General features: G+C 32.8%; 19 protein-coding genes. 4 read left to right on the forward strand and 15 right to left on the reverse strand.

Going from position 1 to position 18,763, the window contains the following annotated elements; translation table 11 throughout:
- Positions 1–47 precede the first annotated feature (47 nt).
- From HMPREF2706_RS08710 to HMPREF2706_RS08760, 11 genes are all read right to left on the reverse strand, one after another.
- Positions 48–1,121, reverse strand: coding sequence for an ABC transporter substrate-binding protein (locus HMPREF2706_RS08710; RefSeq protein WP_030065205.1), 1,074 nt, complete (start codon positions 1,119–1,121; stop codon positions 48–50).
- A complete protein-coding gene (locus HMPREF2706_RS08715) occupies positions 1,118–1,930 on the reverse strand; it encodes an ABC transporter permease (RefSeq protein ID WP_030065202.1) in 813 nt (270 codons plus the stop codon). Before HMPREF2706_RS08715 ends, HMPREF2706_RS08710 begins: the two co-directional genes overlap by 4 nt.
- A gap of 5 nt (positions 1,931–1,935) precedes the next feature.
- The gene (locus HMPREF2706_RS08720; protein WP_002435321.1) at positions 1,936–2,739 is read right to left on the reverse strand and encodes an ABC transporter permease; all 804 of its coding nucleotides are present in this window, start codon (positions 2,737–2,739) and stop codon (positions 1,936–1,938) included.
- Positions 2,732–3,826 (reverse strand): ABC transporter ATP-binding protein, encoded by a 1,095-nt coding sequence (locus HMPREF2706_RS08725; protein WP_037548702.1) that lies wholly within the window; start codon positions 3,824–3,826, stop codon positions 2,732–2,734. Before HMPREF2706_RS08725 ends, HMPREF2706_RS08720 begins: the two co-directional genes overlap by 8 nt.
- A 12-nt stretch (positions 3,827–3,838) precedes the next feature.
- Positions 3,839–4,378: a helix-turn-helix domain-containing protein gene (locus HMPREF2706_RS08730; protein WP_030065198.1), complete on the reverse strand. Its 540-nt coding sequence runs from the start codon at positions 4,376–4,378 to the stop codon at positions 3,839–3,841.
- 166 nt (positions 4,379–4,544) lie between these two features.
- Positions 4,545–4,820 carry a UPF0223 family protein gene (locus HMPREF2706_RS08735; RefSeq protein ID WP_002435331.1) on the reverse strand — a complete coding sequence of 92 codons (276 nt, stop codon included), beginning with the start codon at positions 4,818–4,820 and terminating at the stop codon, positions 4,545–4,547.
- A gap of 164 nt (positions 4,821–4,984) precedes the next feature.
- Positions 4,985–6,391, reverse strand: a complete 1,407-nt coding sequence (gene lpdA / locus HMPREF2706_RS08740) for a dihydrolipoyl dehydrogenase (protein ID WP_002435425.1) — start codon at positions 6,389–6,391, stop codon at positions 4,985–4,987.
- Between the two features lie 4 nt (positions 6,392–6,395).
- Positions 6,396–7,721, reverse strand: a complete 1,326-nt coding sequence (locus HMPREF2706_RS08745; RefSeq protein ID WP_030065195.1) for a dihydrolipoamide acetyltransferase family protein — start codon at positions 7,719–7,721, stop codon at positions 6,396–6,398.
- Positions 7,722–7,870: 149 nt separating this feature from the next.
- Positions 7,871–8,848: an alpha-ketoacid dehydrogenase subunit beta gene (locus HMPREF2706_RS08750; protein ID WP_002435445.1), complete on the reverse strand. Its 978-nt coding sequence runs from the start codon at positions 8,846–8,848 to the stop codon at positions 7,871–7,873.
- A gap of 3 nt (positions 8,849–8,851) precedes the next feature.
- Positions 8,852–9,964, reverse strand: coding sequence for a pyruvate dehydrogenase (acetyl-transferring) E1 component subunit alpha (pdhA, locus tag HMPREF2706_RS08755; protein ID WP_002435429.1), 1,113 nt, complete (start codon positions 9,962–9,964; stop codon positions 8,852–8,854).
- Positions 9,965–10,135: 171 nt separating this feature from the next.
- On the reverse strand, positions 10,136–10,762 hold the full coding sequence (locus HMPREF2706_RS08760) for a YkyA family protein (RefSeq protein WP_030065193.1): 627 nt from the start codon (positions 10,760–10,762) through the stop codon (positions 10,136–10,138).
- A 216-nt stretch (positions 10,763–10,978) separates the two neighbouring features.
- Here HMPREF2706_RS08760 and def point away from each other — a divergent pair, with 216 nt between their 5' ends.
- The 3 genes from def to rnjA all read left to right on the forward strand — a co-directional run bounded on the left by def (position 10,979) and on the right by rnjA (position 13,920).
- Positions 10,979–11,530 (forward strand): peptide deformylase, encoded by a 552-nt coding sequence (gene def / locus HMPREF2706_RS08765; RefSeq protein WP_023350468.1) that lies wholly within the window; start codon positions 10,979–10,981, stop codon positions 11,528–11,530.
- 432 nt (positions 11,531–11,962) lie between these two features.
- Positions 11,963–12,181 carry a DNA-dependent RNA polymerase subunit epsilon gene (locus HMPREF2706_RS08770; RefSeq protein WP_002435438.1) on the forward strand — a complete coding sequence of 73 codons (219 nt, stop codon included), beginning with the start codon at positions 11,963–11,965 and terminating at the stop codon, positions 12,179–12,181.
- A complete protein-coding gene (gene rnjA / locus HMPREF2706_RS08775) occupies positions 12,181–13,920 on the forward strand; it encodes a ribonuclease J1 (RefSeq protein WP_002435458.1) in 1,740 nt (579 codons plus the stop codon). Before HMPREF2706_RS08770 ends, rnjA begins: the two co-directional genes overlap by 1 nt.
- A 297-nt stretch (positions 13,921–14,217) precedes the next feature.
- Here the strand turns inward: rnjA and HMPREF2706_RS08780 are convergent, their stop codons facing one another.
- The 4 genes from HMPREF2706_RS08780 to HMPREF2706_RS08795 form a co-directional block, all read right to left on the reverse strand.
- Positions 14,218–14,871, reverse strand: a complete 654-nt coding sequence (locus tag HMPREF2706_RS08780; RefSeq protein WP_239666101.1) for a DsbA family protein — start codon at positions 14,869–14,871, stop codon at positions 14,218–14,220.
- A gap of 293 nt (positions 14,872–15,164) precedes the next feature.
- Positions 15,165–15,824 carry a potassium channel family protein gene (locus HMPREF2706_RS08785; RefSeq protein ID WP_002435479.1) on the reverse strand — a complete coding sequence of 220 codons (660 nt, stop codon included), beginning with the start codon at positions 15,822–15,824 and terminating at the stop codon, positions 15,165–15,167.
- Between the two features lie 85 nt (positions 15,825–15,909).
- Complete coding sequence (locus tag HMPREF2706_RS08790; RefSeq protein WP_002435403.1) at positions 15,910–16,926, reverse strand: cytochrome d ubiquinol oxidase subunit II; 1,017 nt, start codon at positions 16,924–16,926, stop codon at positions 15,910–15,912.
- Entirely contained in the window at positions 16,923–18,278 is a 1,356-nt protein-coding gene (locus tag HMPREF2706_RS08795; RefSeq protein ID WP_030065190.1) for a cytochrome ubiquinol oxidase subunit I, read from the reverse strand. Before HMPREF2706_RS08795 ends, HMPREF2706_RS08790 begins: the two co-directional genes overlap by 4 nt.
- Positions 18,279–18,484: 206 nt before the next feature.
- Here HMPREF2706_RS08795 and HMPREF2706_RS08800 point away from each other — a divergent pair, with 206 nt between their 5' ends.
- Positions 18,485–18,727 (forward strand): glutaredoxin family protein, encoded by a 243-nt coding sequence (locus HMPREF2706_RS08800; RefSeq protein ID WP_002435401.1) that lies wholly within the window; start codon positions 18,485–18,487, stop codon positions 18,725–18,727.
- Positions 18,728–18,763 lie beyond the last annotated feature (36 nt).

Below are 18,763 nucleotides of genomic sequence, written 5' to 3' on the forward strand. Positions count from 1 at the left end.
ATCATTATATAAGAAATATGAGTAAATAACTACTATTTATCATCAATCTATTTTAAGTTCATTTTAAAATTTAAAAAGCTTTCGTTATATTCGCTAAGTGTTTTCTGGCCTAAGTCCTTATAAACTTCCAAACGATTTTGTTCTTTTTTTGTTGGGTAAAATCTATGGTCTTCTCTAACTTCTTTAGGTAGCTTATCTCTAGCTGCTTTATTAGGCGTTGCATAGCCTACCCACTCTGTATTCTGTTTATTATTTTTCTCATCTAATAAGAAGTTCATAAATTTATATGCGCCTTCTTTATTCTGAGCAGTTTTAGGAATAACCATGTTATCAAACCAAAGATTAGATCCCTCTTTGGGAATGACATAGTTATACTTATTACTACCTTGAACTAAAGGTGCTGCCACACCACTCCAAACTACAGCGATGTTACCTTCATGTTGTTGAAGCATCATTGTTATCTCATCACCAACGACACCTCTTACTTGCGGAACTAACTTTTTCAAATCCACTTCAGCTCTTTTAATATGAGAAGAATGGTTATCATTCAAACTATAACCTAATTTGTTTAATCCCATTCCCATCATTTCTCGAGCACCATCTACTAATAAAATATCATTTTTATACTTAGATTGATACAAATCACTCCAACTATTGAAATTATCATGAGGATATTTATCTTTATTATATAAAATACCCACTGTACCAAAGAAATAAGGTAATGAATATTTATTATGAGGATCATAAGACATATTCATATAATCAGAATCAAGATTTTTGATATTGGGTATTTTAGTATGATCTAAAGGAACTAACAAATTGGAACGCTTAAGCTTTTGCACGGTGTACTCACTTGGAAATGCCACATCATAATGTGTACCCCCATTACGAATTTTGGCCTCCATGGCTTCATTTGAATCAAACGTTTCATATACAACTTGTATGCCTGTTTGTTTTTCGAACTTTTTAATCAAACTAGGATCAATGTATTCTCCCCAGTTATAAACATAAATCTTTTCTTGCGTTTGGGTGTTCTCTTTAGATTTAAACCAATGACTCATAACTAAACATAAAATACCAATAATTACTGCAGAAAAGATAAGTTGTAGAAATCGTTTCATTCACTTACACCCCGTTTCACCGTCTTTTGACGTTTAACAAAGTGTTGTATTAAATAATATCCTATGATACCTAATAAAATAACTATAAATAATATAGTCGATATAGCATTAATTTCCATACTTATACCTTTTCTAGCCATTGCATAAACTTCCACAGATAAGACACTAAATCCGTTTCCTGTTACGAAAAAGCTAACTGTAAAGTCATCTAAAGAATATGTTAAAGCCATGAAAAATCCTCCAATAATTGAAGGCATGATATTAGGTATAATGACGCTACTCAATAATTGCGATTCATTAGCTCCTAAATCTCTAGCTGCGTTCAACATGTTATCGTTCATTTCATAAAGTTGTGGTAACACAATAATCACTACGATAGGTATACAAAATGCGATATGTGATGCTAATACAGTAAAGAACCCTAAACCTAAACCAGTAAAATGTCCAATTGCGGTAAACATAATTAAAAATGATGCACCAATAACTACATCCGATGAGACCATGAGTACATTATTCAAAGTCAATAATGTTACTTTGAATTTTTTATTGCGTAAATAATATAAAGCAATCGCGCCAAACGTACCAATTACCGTAGACACTGATGCAGCTAATAGGGCGACCGCCACCGTGTTGAATATTACAGATATTAATCGATCATCTTGGAAGAGAGTACGATAATGTTCTAACGTGAAATGCTCAAAATGAATCATATTTCCAGCTGAGTTAAATGAATATATCATCAAGAAAAATATCGGTATATAAAGTATTGCTATTAAAATACCTATGTACATCTTTCCATACCATTTCACGTCGTTCACCCCTTCCCATTAGATGAGTTAGATTTAGTTAAGATTAAGATAAAGGCCATAAATATAATTAGGAATAACGCAATTGTAGAGCCCATACCGTAATTTTGAATTGTTAGAAATTGCTCTTCAATCGATGTACCTATATTAATAACTTTATTACCTGCAATCAATCGCGTAATCATGAATAGTGATAACGCAGGTATAAAAGTCACTTGAATCCCCGTCATTACTCCCTCTTTAGTTAAAGGAATGATGACCTTTCTGAAAGTAATTAACGGACTAGCACCTAAATCACTAGAAGCTTGTAATAAGTTATTAGGTATTGATTTCATACTATTGAATATAGGTAAAATCATAAATGGGATATAAATATAACTTGCAACCAATAAAAACGCTCCACTTGTGAAAAGCATATTAAATACTGGTAAGTGAAAGACATGAAGTGCTTGATTTATAATACCATCATGACTTAATAACCCTATAAAAGCATAGGTCTTCAGAAGTAAATTAATCCACGTTGGAATAATCATTACCATTAGTAATATATTCTGAAATCTAGATTGAGCAATAAAGTATGCTGCTGGATAACTGATCAATAAAGTAATGAGAGTGATTAGAAATGCATACCATATGGAATCCGCAAACATTTTAAAATAACGCAACGAAAAAATTTGTTCATAATTTGTAAAACTAAAATGACCATGCACGTCAGTGAATGAGAAATAAACAAGTAAAATTACAGGTATAATAATAAAAATAACCATCCATAATAAATATGGAACAAGTAGTAATTTATTGATATTACGCATGGTCTACATCCTCATAACTCTCTATACGCTTATCAAATTCTTCCTCAGTTTCACCAGGTACCATAATATGAATTGCTTCTGGTTCAAAGAATAGACCTACTTCACTTCCAACTTCAGCTTTCTTAGTAGATTGAATAACCCATTCGTAGCCTTTTCTATCAATACAACAAATTTCGTAATGTACACCTCTAAATAGCATTGAATCTACAGTTGCTTTAAAAAGTCCTTGTTCTTTATCAATGAGTGATATGTCTTCTGGTCTAATTACAACTTCTACTTTTTTATTTTCAGGTATCCCCATATCTACACATTCAAAGTTTTGACCATAAATATTTACTACGAAATCTTTAACCATTCTTCCTTCAACGATATTTGATTCACCAATAAAATCAGCGACGTAACGATTAACTGGTTCATCATATATATCAATAGGCGTACCAAACTGTTGAATTTTCCCATCTTTCATAACAAAGATATAATCACTTAATGCTAAAGCCTCTTCTTGATCATGGGTCACAAATATGAAAGTGATCCCTAAACGAGATTGAAGTTCACGTAACTCATATTGCATTTCCGTACGCAATTTTAAATCTAATGCAGATAATGATTCATCAAGTAAAAGTATTTCAGGTTCGTTTACTATCGCTCGAGCAATCGCTACACGTTGTTTTTGTCCCCCACTCATGCCTTCAATTTGTCGTTGTTCATAACCTTGTAACTTCACTAGTTTTAAAGCTTCTATCACCTTTTCATCTATCTCAGACTTGCTTAATTTTTTTAATTTTAAGCCATAGGCAATATTGTCATAAACGTTAAGATGTGGAAAGAGCGCATAATCTTGGAATACTGTATTTACTTTACGTTTATTTGGGGGTAACTTTCCGATAGGTTTATTTTGGTATATCACTTCTCCACTGTCAGGATACTCGAACCCAGCAATCAACTTTAATATTGTTGTTTTTCCACAGCCAGAAGGTCCTAATAATGTATAAAAATAACCTGATTCAATATCTAAATCAATTTCATCTAAAATTTGTACATCATCAAAGCCTTTGCTTACAGATTTGAATGAAAGTAACGGATTCATAAACATTCCTCCCTATAAATATGAAGCTGTGGCAACAATTAATATTTTCACTTCTTCATGAGTTTCATTGTATAAGCGATGTTTATCTCTCGCCTTAAAATAAAGTACATCTTCAGTACTCGCTTTATAAGTTTGATTACCAAGTAGCAATGACACTTCACCTTCTAAGCAGTATATAAACGTGTCTGACTCAGATGGTTTAAAATTTTTATAGGATGCTCCAGGTTTCAATGTAAGAATCAATGGTTCCATTTCAAATTCATTTGAATCTGTAACTAGCCAATTTATAATATAACCCCGATCGTATTCATCATATGTAATTTGATCTTTCTTTTTATATAACACTTTCTCACTTGGGCGCTCTTGAAAAAAGTCACTAGCTGGTGTCCCAAGAACTTCTAAAATGTTTAAAAACGTCTCTATACTTGGAGACGCATGTTGACTCTCAATCTGAGAGATATATCCTTTTGACAAATCCGTACGTTCAGCAAGTTCTTCCTGAGTAAAATTTTTAATACGTCTTAAATTTCTTAATTTATATCCTATATCCATATTTTTAACCACCTAAAAAAGCTACATTAAGTTTACTAATATCAAACATTTTGTTTAGTGCTTTATAAAAGTAACAGAATATAGCTTTGTAAGCAATAGTTTTATTCAATTGTTTTAGAAAACAAGTAAGTATAAATTTTTAGATAATAAGTGTATCTAAAATCAATTAAGATTCTTTACCAAATCTCTGCTGTTCAGGATATTTATTTACCTCTTGAACAACTTTATAACTATTATATCCGCTTTTATTTTCAAATTCTTTAAAGATTTGTTTTTCTTCAGCTTTACCAGGTACAATGTCTTTAAATTTTTTATAAGCTTTTTTTACATCTTCACCTTTAACAGAAGATTCATAGTAATTTTCAATTTTATTAAAAAAATGAATGACTTGCATCATTTCTTCATTCGTCCAATCTAAATCTAAAGGATATTGATATTCCATTGTCTTAATAACCTCCTGTAATAATTATGTAAGTACAGTGTATCGGAGCCATTTTTATAAAACAACCGATACAAAAAATAATTAAAAAAGCTGAGACCCGCACATGACGAGTCTCAGCAGTATATAATGATTAATCTTTAACTATTGTGATTAAGGTTTAATAATTACATAGTATGGATTGGATAACCAATTGCTTTTTCAGCAGCTTCCATTGACATTTCACCTAAAGTTGGGTGAGCATGAACAGTTAATGCGATATCTTCTGCATTCATACCTGATTCAATTGCTAAACCTAATTCAGAGATGATATCAGATGCGCCAGTACCAACAACTTGAGCACCAATTAAAGTATCATCTTCTTTAAGTGTAATTAATTTAACAAAACCATTAGTATCATCTAATGATAACGCACGTCCATTAGCTGCATATGGGAATTTAGAAGCTTTAATTGATAAACCTTCTTCTTTCGCTTGAGCCTCAGTGTAACCTACTTGAGCTAATTCTGGTTCAGTGAAGCATACTGCAGGCATACCAATGTAATCAACTTCAGCAGCTTGACCATCAATTGCTTCAGCAGCTACTTTAGCTTCGTAACTTGCTTTATGTGCAAGTGGTAAACCAGGAACGATATCACCAATTGCAAAGATATTCTCAATAGAAGTACGGCTTTGTTTATCTACTTCTAATAAACCACGATCTGCGAATTTAAGACCTAATTCCTCTAAGCCTAATTCATCAGTGTTTGGACGACGTCCTACAGTAACTAATACGTAGTCAGCTTCAATAGTTTGTTCTTCACCATTAGCTTCATACGTAACTTTAACGCCATTGTCAGTTTCTTCAGCAGATTTAGCCATAGCTTCAGTGACAATTTCGATACCTTTTTCTTTCATGCCTTTTTTAACTGGTTGAGTCATTTGTTTTTCGAATCCACCTAAGATGTCTTTAGCACCTTCAAGGATTGTTACTTCTGAACCGAAGTTAGCAAATGCTGTACCTAATTCAGAGCCGATATAACCGCCACCAACAACAACAAGTTTACCAGGAACTTCTTGTAAATTTAAAGCGCCAGTTGAATCGATAACACGCTCACCAAATTCAAAATTAGGAATTTCAATTGGTCTAGAACCAGTTGCGATAATAGCATGTTTGAAATTGTAAGTTTGAGCACTTTTTTCGTCCATAACGCGAAGGCTATTATTATCAACAAAGTATGCTTCACCTTTAACGATTTCAACTTTGTTACCTTTTAATAATCCTTCAACACCACCAGTTAATTTATTTACTACTGATGATTTGAATTCTTGGACTTTCTCGTAGTTTAAAGACACGCTTTCAGCAATAACCCCTAAGTTTTCTGAATGTTGCGCTTCAACAAAACGATGAGACGCGTGTAATAATGCTTTAGATGGAATACAACCAACGTTTAAGCACACGCCACCTAAATTACCTTTCTCAACGATTGTTACTTTTTGTCCTAATTGCGCTGCGCGAATTGCTGCAACGTATCCACCAGGACCTGCTCCGATTACAATAGTATCTGTTTCAATTGGGAAATCTCCAACTACCATGTTTTTACCCCTCCATTAATAATAGTTCTGGATTATTTAATAAACGTTTAATGTGATTCATAGCATTTTGACCAGTTGCGCCATCAATTTGTCTGTGGTCAAAGCTTAGTGATAACGCTAATACTGGAGCTGCTATAATTTCTCCATCCTTAACAATAGGTTTTTGAGCAATACGGCCAATTCCTAAGATGGCTACTTCTGGGTGATTGATAACTGGAGTGAACCATTGTCCACCAGCTGAACCGATATTACTGATTGTACAAGTTGCACCTTTCATTTCATCTGAAGTCAATTTACCGTCACGAGCTTTAACTGCAAGTTCATTGATTTCATCTGAAATTTCGAAGATTGATTTACGATCCGCATGTTTAACAACAGGAACTAATAAACCTTTATCTGTGTCAGCTGCGATACCGATATTCCAATAATGTTTGTGTACAACTTCGCCAGCTTCTTCATTAAATGAAGTGTTAAGTGCTGGATATTTTTTAAGTGCAGAAACTAAAGCCTTAACAACATATGGTAAGAACGTTAGTTTAGTACCTTGTTCAGCTGCAATTTCTTTGAATTTTTTACGGTGATCCCATAATTCTTGTACATCAATTTCATCCATTAATGTAACATGAGGTGCTGTATGTTTTGAGTTAACCATTGCTTTAGCAATTGCTTTACGCATAGCAGGGATTTTCTCAGTTGTTTCTGGGAAGTCACCTTCTGGTACTGATTGACTAGCTGAAGCACTAGTTTCTTCACTACCTTTAGATGATGCAGCTGCACTTTCGTTAGAAGCTGAATCCGTGCTTCCACCATTTAAGTATGCATCTACGTCTTCTTTAGTAATACGTCCGTTTTTACCAGAGCCTGTAACAGCTTTAATGTTTACACCATTTTCACGAGCGTATTTACGTACAGAAGGCATAGCCTTAACTGTTTTATTCTCATCAACTTCTGCTTCTTGAGTAGAAGCTGTTGAAGCTTCCTGAGATTGTGATGATGAAGTTGATTCTTTTTCAGCTGGTGCTTCTTCTTGTTTCTCTTCTTGTTTAGAAGAGTCATCACTATGGCTACCTTTAAATTGCATTTCTTCAGCATCAGGAGCATCAATTTTTACAATAACGTCACCAACTACTGCAACAGTTCCTTCATCTACTAAAACTTCTTCAACAGTTCCGCTAACAGGCGATGGGATTTCTACTACAGATTTGTCGTTTTGCACTTCTGCTAAGACATCATCTTCTTCGATGGTATCTCCAGCTTTAACAAACCATTTTACAATTTCACCTTCGTGGATACCTTCCCCGATATCGGGTAATCTAAATTCAAATGCCACGTTCTTGTCCTCCTAAGATTTTACTTAATCAAATCATTTCAAATACTTATATACTAAAGTTGCAAGTTAAGGAAGCCCTTACAACCTAGTTTACACTTATTCATTACTCATTGCTATAGTTAGCTACTTAATTTATTAATGAGTTTAAATTAGAACTCTAATGTAGCTTTAGCTTGTTCAACGATGTCATTTTTGTTTGGTAACCAAACATTCTCAGCTTGAGTGAATGGATATACAGTATCAGCTGCAGCTACACGAGCGATAGGTGCTTCTAATGAAAGAATTGCACGCTCAGCTAATTCTGCAGCAACCTGTGCACCTACACCAGCTTGGCGTTGTGCTTCTTGAACAACTACTGCACGACCAGTTTTTTCTACTGATGCAACTAATGTATCAATGTCAATTGGTTGAACTGTACGTAAGTCGATGACTTCGACAGAGTATCCATCTTTTTCAAGCTCTTCAGCTGCTTTGATAGATTCTTGAACCATAGCACCGTACGCAATTAGAGATATATCATTACCTTCTTTTTTAACATTAGCTTTACCAATGTCAATTGTATATTCTTCTTCCGGTACCTCTTCACGGAAAGAACGATACAATTTCATATGTTCTAAGTAGACAACAGGGTCATTACTTTGAATTGCTGAAATTAATAAGCCTTTCGCATCATATGGCCCAGATGGAATAATCACTTTTAAACCAGGTGATTGTGCTAAGATACCTTCTAAATTATCGGCGTGTAATTCTGGAGTGTGTACTCCACCACCAAATGGTGCACGAATAGTAACTGGTGCTGGTTTAGACCCGCCTGAACGGAAACGTGTACGAGCAATTTGACCTGCAACTTCGTCAAATACTTCAAATACGAATCCTAAGAATTGGATTTCCATAACTGGGCGATAACCTGTTACAGCTAATCCTAACGCTAAACCACCAATACCAGATTCCGCTAATGGTGTGTCAAATACTCGATCTTCACCAAATTCTTTTTGTAAACCTTCAGTAACACGGAATACACCGCCGTTAACACCAACGTCTTCACCGAAAACTAAAACGTCTTCGTCTCTTTTAAGTTCACTTTTAAGCGCGTCGTTAATCGCTTGAACCATTGTCATTTGTGCCATGGCTTACTTCGACTCCTTCTCTTTGTAAATTTCATATTGTTCTGATAAATTTTGAGGCATATCTTCATACATAATATCCATTAGAGAAGTAACAGTTTGTTTGTCTGTATTGTCAGCCTCTTTAATAGCTGTTTTAATTTCAGATTTAGCACGTTCAATGACTTCATTTTCTTTATCTTCATTCCAAAGACCTTTTGCTTCTAAATATTTTCTAAAACGTACTAATGGGTCTTTTTTCTCCCACTCTGCGTCTTCATCTGAGGTTCTGTAACGAGTTGGATCATCACCAGCCATTGTATGTGGTCCATAACGATAAGTTAATGTTTCAATTACTGTTGGACCTTCACCTGCAACAGCTCTTTCACGCGCTTCTAATGTAGCTTGATATACAGCTAAAGCATCCATACCATCTACTTGAATACCTGGTACACCAACTGCGATAGCTTTTTGAGCTAATGTTGTTGCAGCAGTTTGTTTACTACGTGGTGTTGAAATAGCGTAATTGTTATTTTGAATTACAAAAATAGCAGGCGCTTTATACGCTGATGCAAAGTTGATACCTTCATAGAAGTCACCTTGTGAAGAACCACCATCACCAGTATAAGTAATTGCTACTGCGTTTTTACCACGTTTTTTAAGACCGAATGCTACTCCAGCTGTTTGTACATATTGAGCACCGATAATAATTTGTGGACTTAGTGCATTAACGCCTTCAGGGAATTGGTTACCTTTGAAGTGTCCTCTAGAGAATAAGAAAGCTTCTGTAAGTGGTAAACCATGCCAAATAATTTGAGGAACATCACGATAACCAGGTAGGATGAAGTCTTCTTTTTCTAAAGCATATTGTGAAGCAAGTTGAGATGCTTCTTGACCTGCTGTAGGTGCATAGAAACCTAAACGTCCTTGTCTGTTTAATGAGATAGAACGTTGGTCAAGAATACGCGTCCATACCATTCTTTCCATTAATTCTACTAATTGTTCATCTGTTAAATCAGGTACTAAGTCTTCATTTACGACATTACCATCCTCATCCAAAATTTGAACCATTTCAAATTTCGATTGAGTTTCATTTAATACTTTAACTGCATCGAATTGGGCTTGTAACTTAGGAGCCATTCAATTCACCATACCTTTCCCATGTAAATAGAAATTCATTTTATCCTCCCTAATTGTATCACAAATGATTTTTCCTGTTAAACGATTTCATAAAGTTCTGTTTCAATAGAAAAAGATACAGTTGCACGGTCTGTTATAGTACTTTCCGCACAACTGTATCAGTCTGATAATTTATTTCAATTGATCTACGTCTTGTTTCTCTTGAGTAACCTTTCTCATCGCTTTTGAGTAGGTATTGAATTTTTTATTCATATCTTTATATGCTTTTGATAAATCTTTAGATTTACTGTCTACTTCTGATTGTGTAGCACCATCTTGGTTCAAGAATGTAAACAGTTCTTTTTCTTTGTTTAAAGCTTTTTTGTAAGCCTTTGCATATGCATCATGTGCTTCGTATTTTTCTTTGAGTGCATCATTAAGTTGAGTTACTTCTTTTTTCTTAGCCGAGTTATCAATATGATTCATATACTGTTTAGCTTTTTTAAATTCTTTTTCAGAATTATTCAATGCTTGTTCTTCGATTTTAAATTCTTTTTGACGCTTCTCTACATTTTTTACGATATCTTCTGCAGCTTGTTTTCTTGTATTCTGATCTTTACCATTTACTTTTTTAAATAATTTTTGTTTCTTTTCTTCTAAATCATTTATTTTTTTACTAGTACTATTTACTGATTTTTCTTGGTCAAAAGCTTTTTGAACTTGGTTGTCATATTTTTTAATTTCTTTTTTGTCAGTTGTACATCCAGCTAATAACACTGTTGATGTTAGGACAATTGCGACAGTTTTACCGAACTTCATTAACTGTTACCTCCTCATAGTTGTTCGCTTGTAATATTAAATAATTATTGTTCATAAATCAATATACACTAATAAAACGATTCATTGAAGCTAAATGAAATAGTCTAAAGTGTCTGTTCCACATATAATATAAAACCTTCATTCAAAATCAAATACCTATTAATGTACTAATCTCTATAGTATCTGATATATTATTACTTAAGGAAGGTGTATGACATGTTAACTATGAAAGATATTATTAGAGACGGTCATCCAACGCTTCGTGAGAAGGCTAAAGAATTAAGTTTCCCTCTTTCTGAAGAAGATAAAGAAACTTTACGCTCTATGCGAGAGTTTTTAATTAATAGTCAAGATGAAGAAACTGCAAAACGTTATGGATTACGTTCTGGCGTTGGTTTGGCAGCTCCACAAATTGATGTGGCTAAAAGAATGATAGCAGTTTATTTACCAGACGATGGTAATGGAAAATCTTATGATTATATGCTCGTCAATCCTAAAGTTATGAGCTACAGTGTGCAGGAAGCTTATCTACCAACTGGCGAAGGTTGTTTGAGTGTTGACGAAAACATTCCAGGATTAGTACACCGTCATAATAGAGTGACAATTAAAGCTCAAGATATAGACGGTAATGAAGTTAAACTAAGATTAAAAGGCTATCCAGCAATTGTGTTTCAACACGAAATTGATCATTTAAATGGCGTTATGTTTTATGATTATATTGACGCTAATGAACCACTTAAACCTCACGACGATGCAGTCGAAGTTTAAGTAAAATTATTAAACTTATATACACTTTATCAAGTTGATAACTTATCACGCTTGATGAAGTGTATTTTTTATTTTTCAAAATAAAAATATTACTATATATAATAATACGTATGACTCAATAATTAGTAAGATAAAACTGCTTTATTTATTCAAATACATCATGTAAAATATAACTTAACTGAAATCTTAGTATATCAATACTAATTTCTAATTAGGAACGACACTATTACCCTAGAAAACATACTGGGCAGTGAAATTAAACGAACATATATATTAAAGTTTAGATTGAGCTGGTATGTTTCTAAATAAAATATTAGAACACTAGATTATTGAAGACTTAATTGTACGCATGAATATTCTTTAATAACCCGAGTATTAATGACTAGGGTCGTAAATAAATTATGGAAATTATTCTAGGAGGAAATATATATAATGGCAGTATTTAAAGTATTTTATCAACATAATAAAGACGAAGTCATCGTTCGTGAGAACACTCAAACAATTTATGTTGAAGGACAAACTGAAGAACAAGTTCGACGTTATTTGAAAGATCGTAATTACAATATTGAGTTTATTACTAAATTAGAGGGCGCACATTTAGACTATGAGAAAGAACACTCAACTCACTTCAATGTGGAGAATGCTGAATAATGAAGCAATTACATTCTAATGAAGTAGGTGTGTATGCACTTGGTGGTTTAGGTGAAGTTGGTAAAAATACCTACGCCATCGAGTACAAGAATGAAATTGTTATCATTGATGCAGGTATTAAATTCCCAGATGATAACTTACTAGGAATAGATTATGTTATTCCTGACTACACTTACTTAGAACAGAACCAAGACAAAATTGTAGGTCTGTTTATTACTCATGGACACGAAGACCATATAGGTGGTGTGCCCTTCCTATTAAAACAAATTAATGTACCTATTTACGGTGGTCCATTAGCATTAGGTCTCATACGCAATAAATTAGAAGAACATCATTTACTTAGAACTACTGAGTTACATGAAATTGATGAGAGTAGTGTAATAAAATCTAAGCATTTTGAAATATCATTCTATTTAACTACTCATAGTATTCCTGAAGCATACGGAGTTATCGTTGATACACCAGAAGGTAAAATTGTTCATACTGGTGACTTTAAGTTTGATTTCACTCCAGTTGGAGAGCCAGCTAATATAGCTAAAATGGCTAAACTTGGAGAAGAAGGCGTACTATGTTTATTATCTGACTCAACAAATTCACTAGTACCTGATTTTACACTTAGCGAACGTGAAGTTGGACAAAACGTTGATAAGATTTTTAGAAATTGCAAGGGCCGTATCATTTTTGCGACCTTCGCATCTAATATTTATCGTGTACAACAAGCAGTTGAAGCAGCGATAAAATATAATCGTAAAATCGTTACTTTTGGTCGTTCAATGGAAAATAACATAAAAATTGGTATGGAGCTTGGATATATTAAAGCACCACCTGAAACATTTGTTGAACCTAATAAAATTAACAATATACCTAAACACGAATTGTTAATTCTTTGTACTGGTTCACAAGGTGAACCAATGGCTGCATTATCAAGAATTGCAAATGGTACACATAAACAAATTAAAATTATACCTGAAGATACTGTAGTATTCAGTTCATCTCCTATTCCAGGTAACACTAAAAGTATCAATCGCACTATAAATGCTTTATATAAAGCTGGTGCGGATGTCATTCACAGTAAGATTTCAAATATTCACACGTCAGGTCATGGTTCACAAGGTGACCAACAATTGATGCTACGTTTAATTCAACCTAAGTATTTCTTACCTATTCATGGTGAATATCGTATGTTGAAAGCACATGGTCAAACGGGTGTTGAATGTGGTGTAGATGAGGATAATGTATTCATTTTCGATATCGGTGATGTCTTAGCTTTAACACATGATTCAGCTCGTAAAGCTGGAAGAATCCCATCAGGTAATGTGTTAGTAGACGGTAGCGGTATTGGAGATATCGGAAATGTAGTTATTAGAGATCGTAAACTACTTTCTGAAGAAGGTTTAGTCATTGTTGTTGTAAGTATCGATTTTAATACTAATAAGTTATTATCAGGACCTGATATCATTTCACGTGGCTTTGTTTATATGCGCGAATCCGGTCAACTTATTTATGACGCACAACGTAAAATTAAAACAGACGTGATATCTAAATTAAATGGTAACAAAGATATTCAATGGCATCAGATTAAATCATCAATTATTGAAACACTTCAACCTTATCTATATGAAAAGACAGCTCGTAGACCGATGATTTTACCAGTAATTATGAAAGTGAATGAAGATAAAGGTAACAATAAACCTTCTAATAAGAAAAATAACAAACAAGATAAAAATGAGTCTAAATAACATTTTTAACTTATAAAATTTATCTGTTTAAATATTTAAGGCAAGGACACATGTCCTTGCCTTTTATTTATTTCTCTTTCTAACAGTAGTTCCTATTACAATCATTAGAAATGAAATAAACACAATTAAATAAATAAGTCTGTAACCAATTGGGCTTTTGATAACATTATCATTATTAATTTAGATAATGTCTATAATCATGAGTGTGATAATACTAAGTATATATATAGCTTGTTTTTAATTAACATTTTTTTACTCCTTTAGTTTTCACTCTAGTTGTTGCATGTGTATATATTTTTACGATGTCTTTTTATCTAATATGCGTTGATATTCTTTATATTTATATGGGTTTTTTACTTTTTCACCATTTATGTATACTAAAGGAACTTTCTTAACTTTTTTCTTTTTAGCAACTTTTTTATCATCATTAGCCATTTCCCATGCTTTGCTATCTTTTTCTTTATACATTTTCTTAACTTTTTTTATTTCTTCATCATTCAAGTTAAGTTTATCTATTTGCTTATCTAATAATCTATTAGTAATCCAAGTTTTATGGCTATTTTTAGGTTGTTCGTTAAAAATTAAGTGATTAAATTTTAAATACTCTTTATCAGATATGAGTTTGACTGCTAATGCTGCTCGTCCAGCTTTCATAGAGTCTTTACCTAAGAAACCGAGATTAACAAAATTAACTTCCGCTTTGTCTTTTTTTATATAATCTTTTTTCAATTTAGGAACGATAGTATTTTCAATTTTTTTACAATAGGCACATTTGTAATCACCATAAATTGTTATGCATTTAGTGCGATTTGAATGATTATTAAATGAGCCATTTTTTATGTTCGAACAACTACATAATAACAAAACAATTACTAACAATGATGTGCATTTTAAAACAAATTTACACATATCCACTCTCCTTATTAATTTTTTCAAATTTAATGTTAACATCATTGTTTTAAAATTTTTGTTATCTTCCCTAATTGATATATTCTATTTCTCAAGTGTTTACGCAAAACTTAATAAATTATAGATTTAATCAATCACAATATTTCATATTTTATTTTGTTTTTAAATTGATTGAAGCTTTATTATTTTTTTATGTATAGATTAGCATGAAATCGTATGATGGGTATAACCGACTCAATTAAATAATTCTATACAAAAAAGCTTATAAATGAATTTTAACTCAATTCATTTATAAGCTAAAAGAAAAAACGTATATCTTAATTTATCGTCACCAATTATTTGGCTATATTTTTCTCGAAACGACCTAAATCATTATCATGACCAATCATGATTAAAATATCACCAATCTCTATACTAAGATTCGGATCTGGGGAAACGATAAATTCTTTCGCTCGTTTAATTGCAATGATATTTATGCCATATTGTGCTCGGATGTCTAAATTAATTATAGTCTGTCCAGCCATTTTTTCAGTCGCTTTAAGCTCTACGATTGAATGCTCATCAGCAAGTTCTAAATAATCTAATACACTTGCACTTGCTACATTATGCGCTATACGTCTACCCATATCACGTTCTGGGTGAACGACAGTGTCTGCACCTATTTTATTTAATATTTTAGCATGGTAGTCGTTTTGTGCTTTTGCAGTTACCTTTTTAACACCTAACTCTTTTAAAATTAAAGTAGTTAACGTACTTGATTGAATGTTTTCACCAATGGCCACAATGACATGATCAAAGTTACGTATACCTAAACTTTTCATGACCGCTTCATCAGTCGTATCAGCTACAACTGCATGTGTTGCGATATCACTATATTCATTAACACGATTTTCATCATTATCAATTGCCATGACATCCATATCTAAAGCGTTAAGTTCTCTAACAATACTGCCACCAAAACGACCTAGTCCAATAACGACGTATTCTTTATCCATATGCGTCCTCCATTAAATAAAAGAGAAAAAGAGAGTTTGATGATAAAATATATCAACATATCTCCCCTTATACTCAAAGGTTATATTATTTCTTTCCTTCTACGTACTCTTTATCGAAAACAAATAATCTTAATAATAATATTAACGATGGAATTAATAAAAGTAAACCTAAAATAAAGGCTATAACTAATGCTAATCCCATTTCTGGGTTAACATGAGAACTTGTGATTTTCACAAATGGATGTAATAAAAATGGCAATTTACTCATACCATAGCCAAAGAATGCAAAGAACATCTGTAATATGACCATGATAAACGCTAATCCATGATTTTTCTTAAGAATCGTTAATACACCTGCAATTAAAAAGAAGATAAAACTGATTACAAACATCCACCAATAGTTAAATACAGCATTATTGAAATGATCTGCATTTTGTATTCTTAAAGATAAAAATACAAACAATGAAATAACAATCATAGGCGGGCCCCAGAAAATATGCCATTGTCTTGTTAAGTGGTATGCAGGTTTATCTTTCGCTTTACTAGCATAAAATGTTAAGAAACCTGAAGAAATATATAGAACCGAAATGATAGCCAAGAATACCACAGACCAGGCAAATGGACTTAATAGTAATTGTACCCAGTTCAAATCTATATGAGACCCATGTTCTCTGATATATCCACCTTCCGAGATAGTTAGTGCAGTAGCTAATGATGCTGGAATAAGTAATCCTGTAAAACCATAGAGCACTATCCATGGTAACTTCGTATCTTGTCCGTAATTTTCAAAAGCATAAAAACTACTTCTAATGGAGATAAGAATTAATGCTATTGAACCTGGAACTAATAAAACGGTTCCCAAATACTTTGCAGAATCAGGGAAGAACCCAATAAATCCAACGAAGAAAAAGACGAAGAAAACATTTGTAACTTCCCACACTGGATTAAGATAACGATGAATTAAGTGATTGATCTTCTTCTCTTCACCAGTAATTCTAGAATGTAAAGCGAAAAATCCAGCACCAAAGTCAATTGATGCTACGATGATGTAACAAAATAAAAATATCCATAATACTGTTATCCCAATATATGCGTAAATCATTTTGTTCCACCTCTTTCTTCAATCACTTTGTCTACATCTTGATAAGCAGGTTTATTTCGATACATACGAATAAGTACATAAGCTGCTGTTACCATAAGCACGAGATACAATATACCGAAGAGAATCGTAACTAACGTGATACCACCTGCTTGTGTAGCAGCTTGAGACACACGCATATAACCTCTAATGATCCAAGGTTGACGACCCATTTCAGTTAAGAACCAACCAAATTCTATTGCAAGTAATGAGGCTGGGCCAGTTAAAAGTATTGCATATAGCATAGCTTTATTAACTTTAAATTTACGTAATTTCTTGAAGAATAAAATTAACATATATAGTCCTGAAATAATGAAACAGAACACACCCATAGAAACCATTAAATCAAAGAAATAATGAACAATCATAGGTGGTAAATCATTTTTAGGAAAATCAGTTAATCCTTTGACTTTTGTTTTGAAACTGTCATCTGCTAAGAAACTAAGTAATCCCGGAATCTCAATAGCACCAGTTACTTCATGTGTCTTCTCATTGAGCACACCAAAGAATACTAAGTTAGCATGTGATTGAGTATCATAATGCCACTCATAAGCAGCTAGTTTTTCTGGTTGCACTTTGTGCAAGAATTTAGCGGAAAGATCTCCAGCTACCATCGATAATATCGTTGATAAGAAACCAACTATCATTGTCATTTTCAATGCTTTTTTATGATAAGTTTTATCTTCAGAATGTTTATTACGTAATAATTTAAACGCCGCTATTGCAGCCAAAATAAATGCCATCGTCATACCAGCAGTAGCTACTACATGGAATGCTCTGACAATAAATGAGGAGTTAAACATTGCCTCTAATGGTTGTACATTAACCATACGTCCATTTTTCATTTCAAAACCTGCTGGTGTATTCATAAATGAGTTAACTGATGTAATAAAAAACGCCGAGAATGAACCACCAATAATTACAGGTAATGAAATAATAAAATGCGTCCATTTATTTTTAAATCTATCCCAAGTATAAAGATAAATACTTAAGAAGATTGCTTCAAAGAAGAAAGCGAAAGTTTCCATAAATAAAGGTAAAGCAATAACATGCCCACCCATTTTCATAAATGTTGGCCACACAAGCGAAAGTTGTAAGCCTATAATAGTACCTGTCACGACTCCAACGGCTACTGTAATTGTGTACCCTTTTGACCATCTTTTCGCTAATGCAATGTAGTTTGCATCATTCTTTCTAATACCGATAAATTCTGCAATCGCAAACATTAAAGGCATACCCACGCCGATTGTGGCAAATATAATATGCACTGCTAATGTCATACCAGTGAGAAATCGGCTAATTTCAACTGAATCCATATATAAATCACCTTTTTTATCTATTTTTATTAATAATTGGAGTCACAAGTGTCTAAAATTATAAAACCTCATGACTTTGAACAAAATTAAATTGCTTTAAATTTATATGTACATTTTTTGACAAGACACATAATGTTCACATGTTTGAAATTCTCAACATTTTTCTATATAGTATTTTGAGAATTACTTATGAAAGGACGACCTGTATGACTTCGAACATTGTCATTTATACCCAAGATGATTGTCCACCATGCACTTTCGTGAAAAATTATTTATCAGAGCAAGGCGTTGATTTTATTGAAAAGAATATTAAAAATAATCAATATCGTAATGAAATGATTGATTATGATGCATTTGCAACGCCTTTTATTTTATTAAATAATGAACCAATGTATAGTGTAGATATGGACAAAATAAATTCTACATTGAATTTAAATAGTAAAAATTAGTCATAAAAATTACTCAACATTATCTTTTCTATGATG

Origin of the sequence: Staphylococcus sp. HMSC067F07, from assembly GCF_001837405.1 — a bacterium.
Taxonomy (GTDB): Bacteria; Bacillota; Bacilli; order Staphylococcales; family Staphylococcaceae; genus Staphylococcus; species Staphylococcus capitis.

Bases quoted from the DNA above. Each gene is read 5' to 3' on its own strand.
- HMPREF2706_RS08710 (WP_030065205.1), bottom strand. From the start codon at position 1,121: ATGAAACGATTTCTACAACTTATCTTTTCTGCAGTAATTATTGGTATT.
- HMPREF2706_RS08720 (WP_002435321.1), bottom strand. From the start codon at position 2,739: ATGCGTAATATCAATAAATTACTACTTGTTCCATATTTATTATGGATG.
- HMPREF2706_RS08725 (WP_037548702.1), bottom strand. From the start codon at position 3,826: ATGAATCCGTTACTTTCATTCAAATCTGTAAGCAAAGGCTTTGATGAT.
- HMPREF2706_RS08730 (WP_030065198.1), bottom strand. From the start codon at position 4,378: ATGGATATAGGATATAAATTAAGAAATTTAAGACGTATTAAAAATTTT.
- HMPREF2706_RS08735 (WP_002435331.1), bottom strand. From the start codon at position 4,820: ATGGAATATCAATATCCTTTAGATTTAGATTGGACGAATGAAGAAATG.
- lpdA (WP_002435425.1), bottom strand. From the start codon at position 6,391: ATGGTAGTTGGAGATTTCCCAATTGAAACAGATACTATTGTAATCGGA.
- HMPREF2706_RS08750 (WP_002435445.1), bottom strand. From the start codon at position 8,848: ATGGCACAAATGACAATGGTTCAAGCGATTAACGACGCGCTTAAAAGT.
- pdhA (WP_002435429.1), bottom strand. From the start codon at position 9,964: ATGGCTCCTAAGTTACAAGCCCAATTCGATGCAGTTAAAGTATTAAAT.
- HMPREF2706_RS08760 (WP_030065193.1), bottom strand. From the start codon at position 10,762: ATGAAGTTCGGTAAAACTGTCGCAATTGTCCTAACATCAACAGTGTTA.
- def (WP_023350468.1), top strand. From the start codon at position 10,979: ATGTTAACTATGAAAGATATTATTAGAGACGGTCATCCAACGCTTCGT.
- HMPREF2706_RS08770 (WP_002435438.1), top strand. From the start codon at position 11,963: ATGGCAGTATTTAAAGTATTTTATCAACATAATAAAGACGAAGTCATC.
- rnjA (WP_002435458.1), top strand. From the start codon at position 12,181: ATGAAGCAATTACATTCTAATGAAGTAGGTGTGTATGCACTTGGTGGT.
- HMPREF2706_RS08780 (WP_239666101.1), bottom strand. From the start codon at position 14,871: ATGTTAACATTAAATTTGAAAAAATTAATAAGGAGAGTGGATATGTGT.
- HMPREF2706_RS08785 (WP_002435479.1), bottom strand. From the start codon at position 15,824: ATGGATAAAGAATACGTCGTTATTGGACTAGGTCGTTTTGGTGGCAGT.
- HMPREF2706_RS08790 (WP_002435403.1), bottom strand. From the start codon at position 16,926: ATGATTTACGCATATATTGGGATAACAGTATTATGGATATTTTTATTT.
- HMPREF2706_RS08795 (WP_030065190.1), bottom strand. From the start codon at position 18,278: ATGGATTCAGTTGAAATTAGCCGATTTCTCACTGGTATGACATTAGCA.
- HMPREF2706_RS08800 (WP_002435401.1), top strand. From the start codon at position 18,485: ATGACTTCGAACATTGTCATTTATACCCAAGATGATTGTCCACCATGC.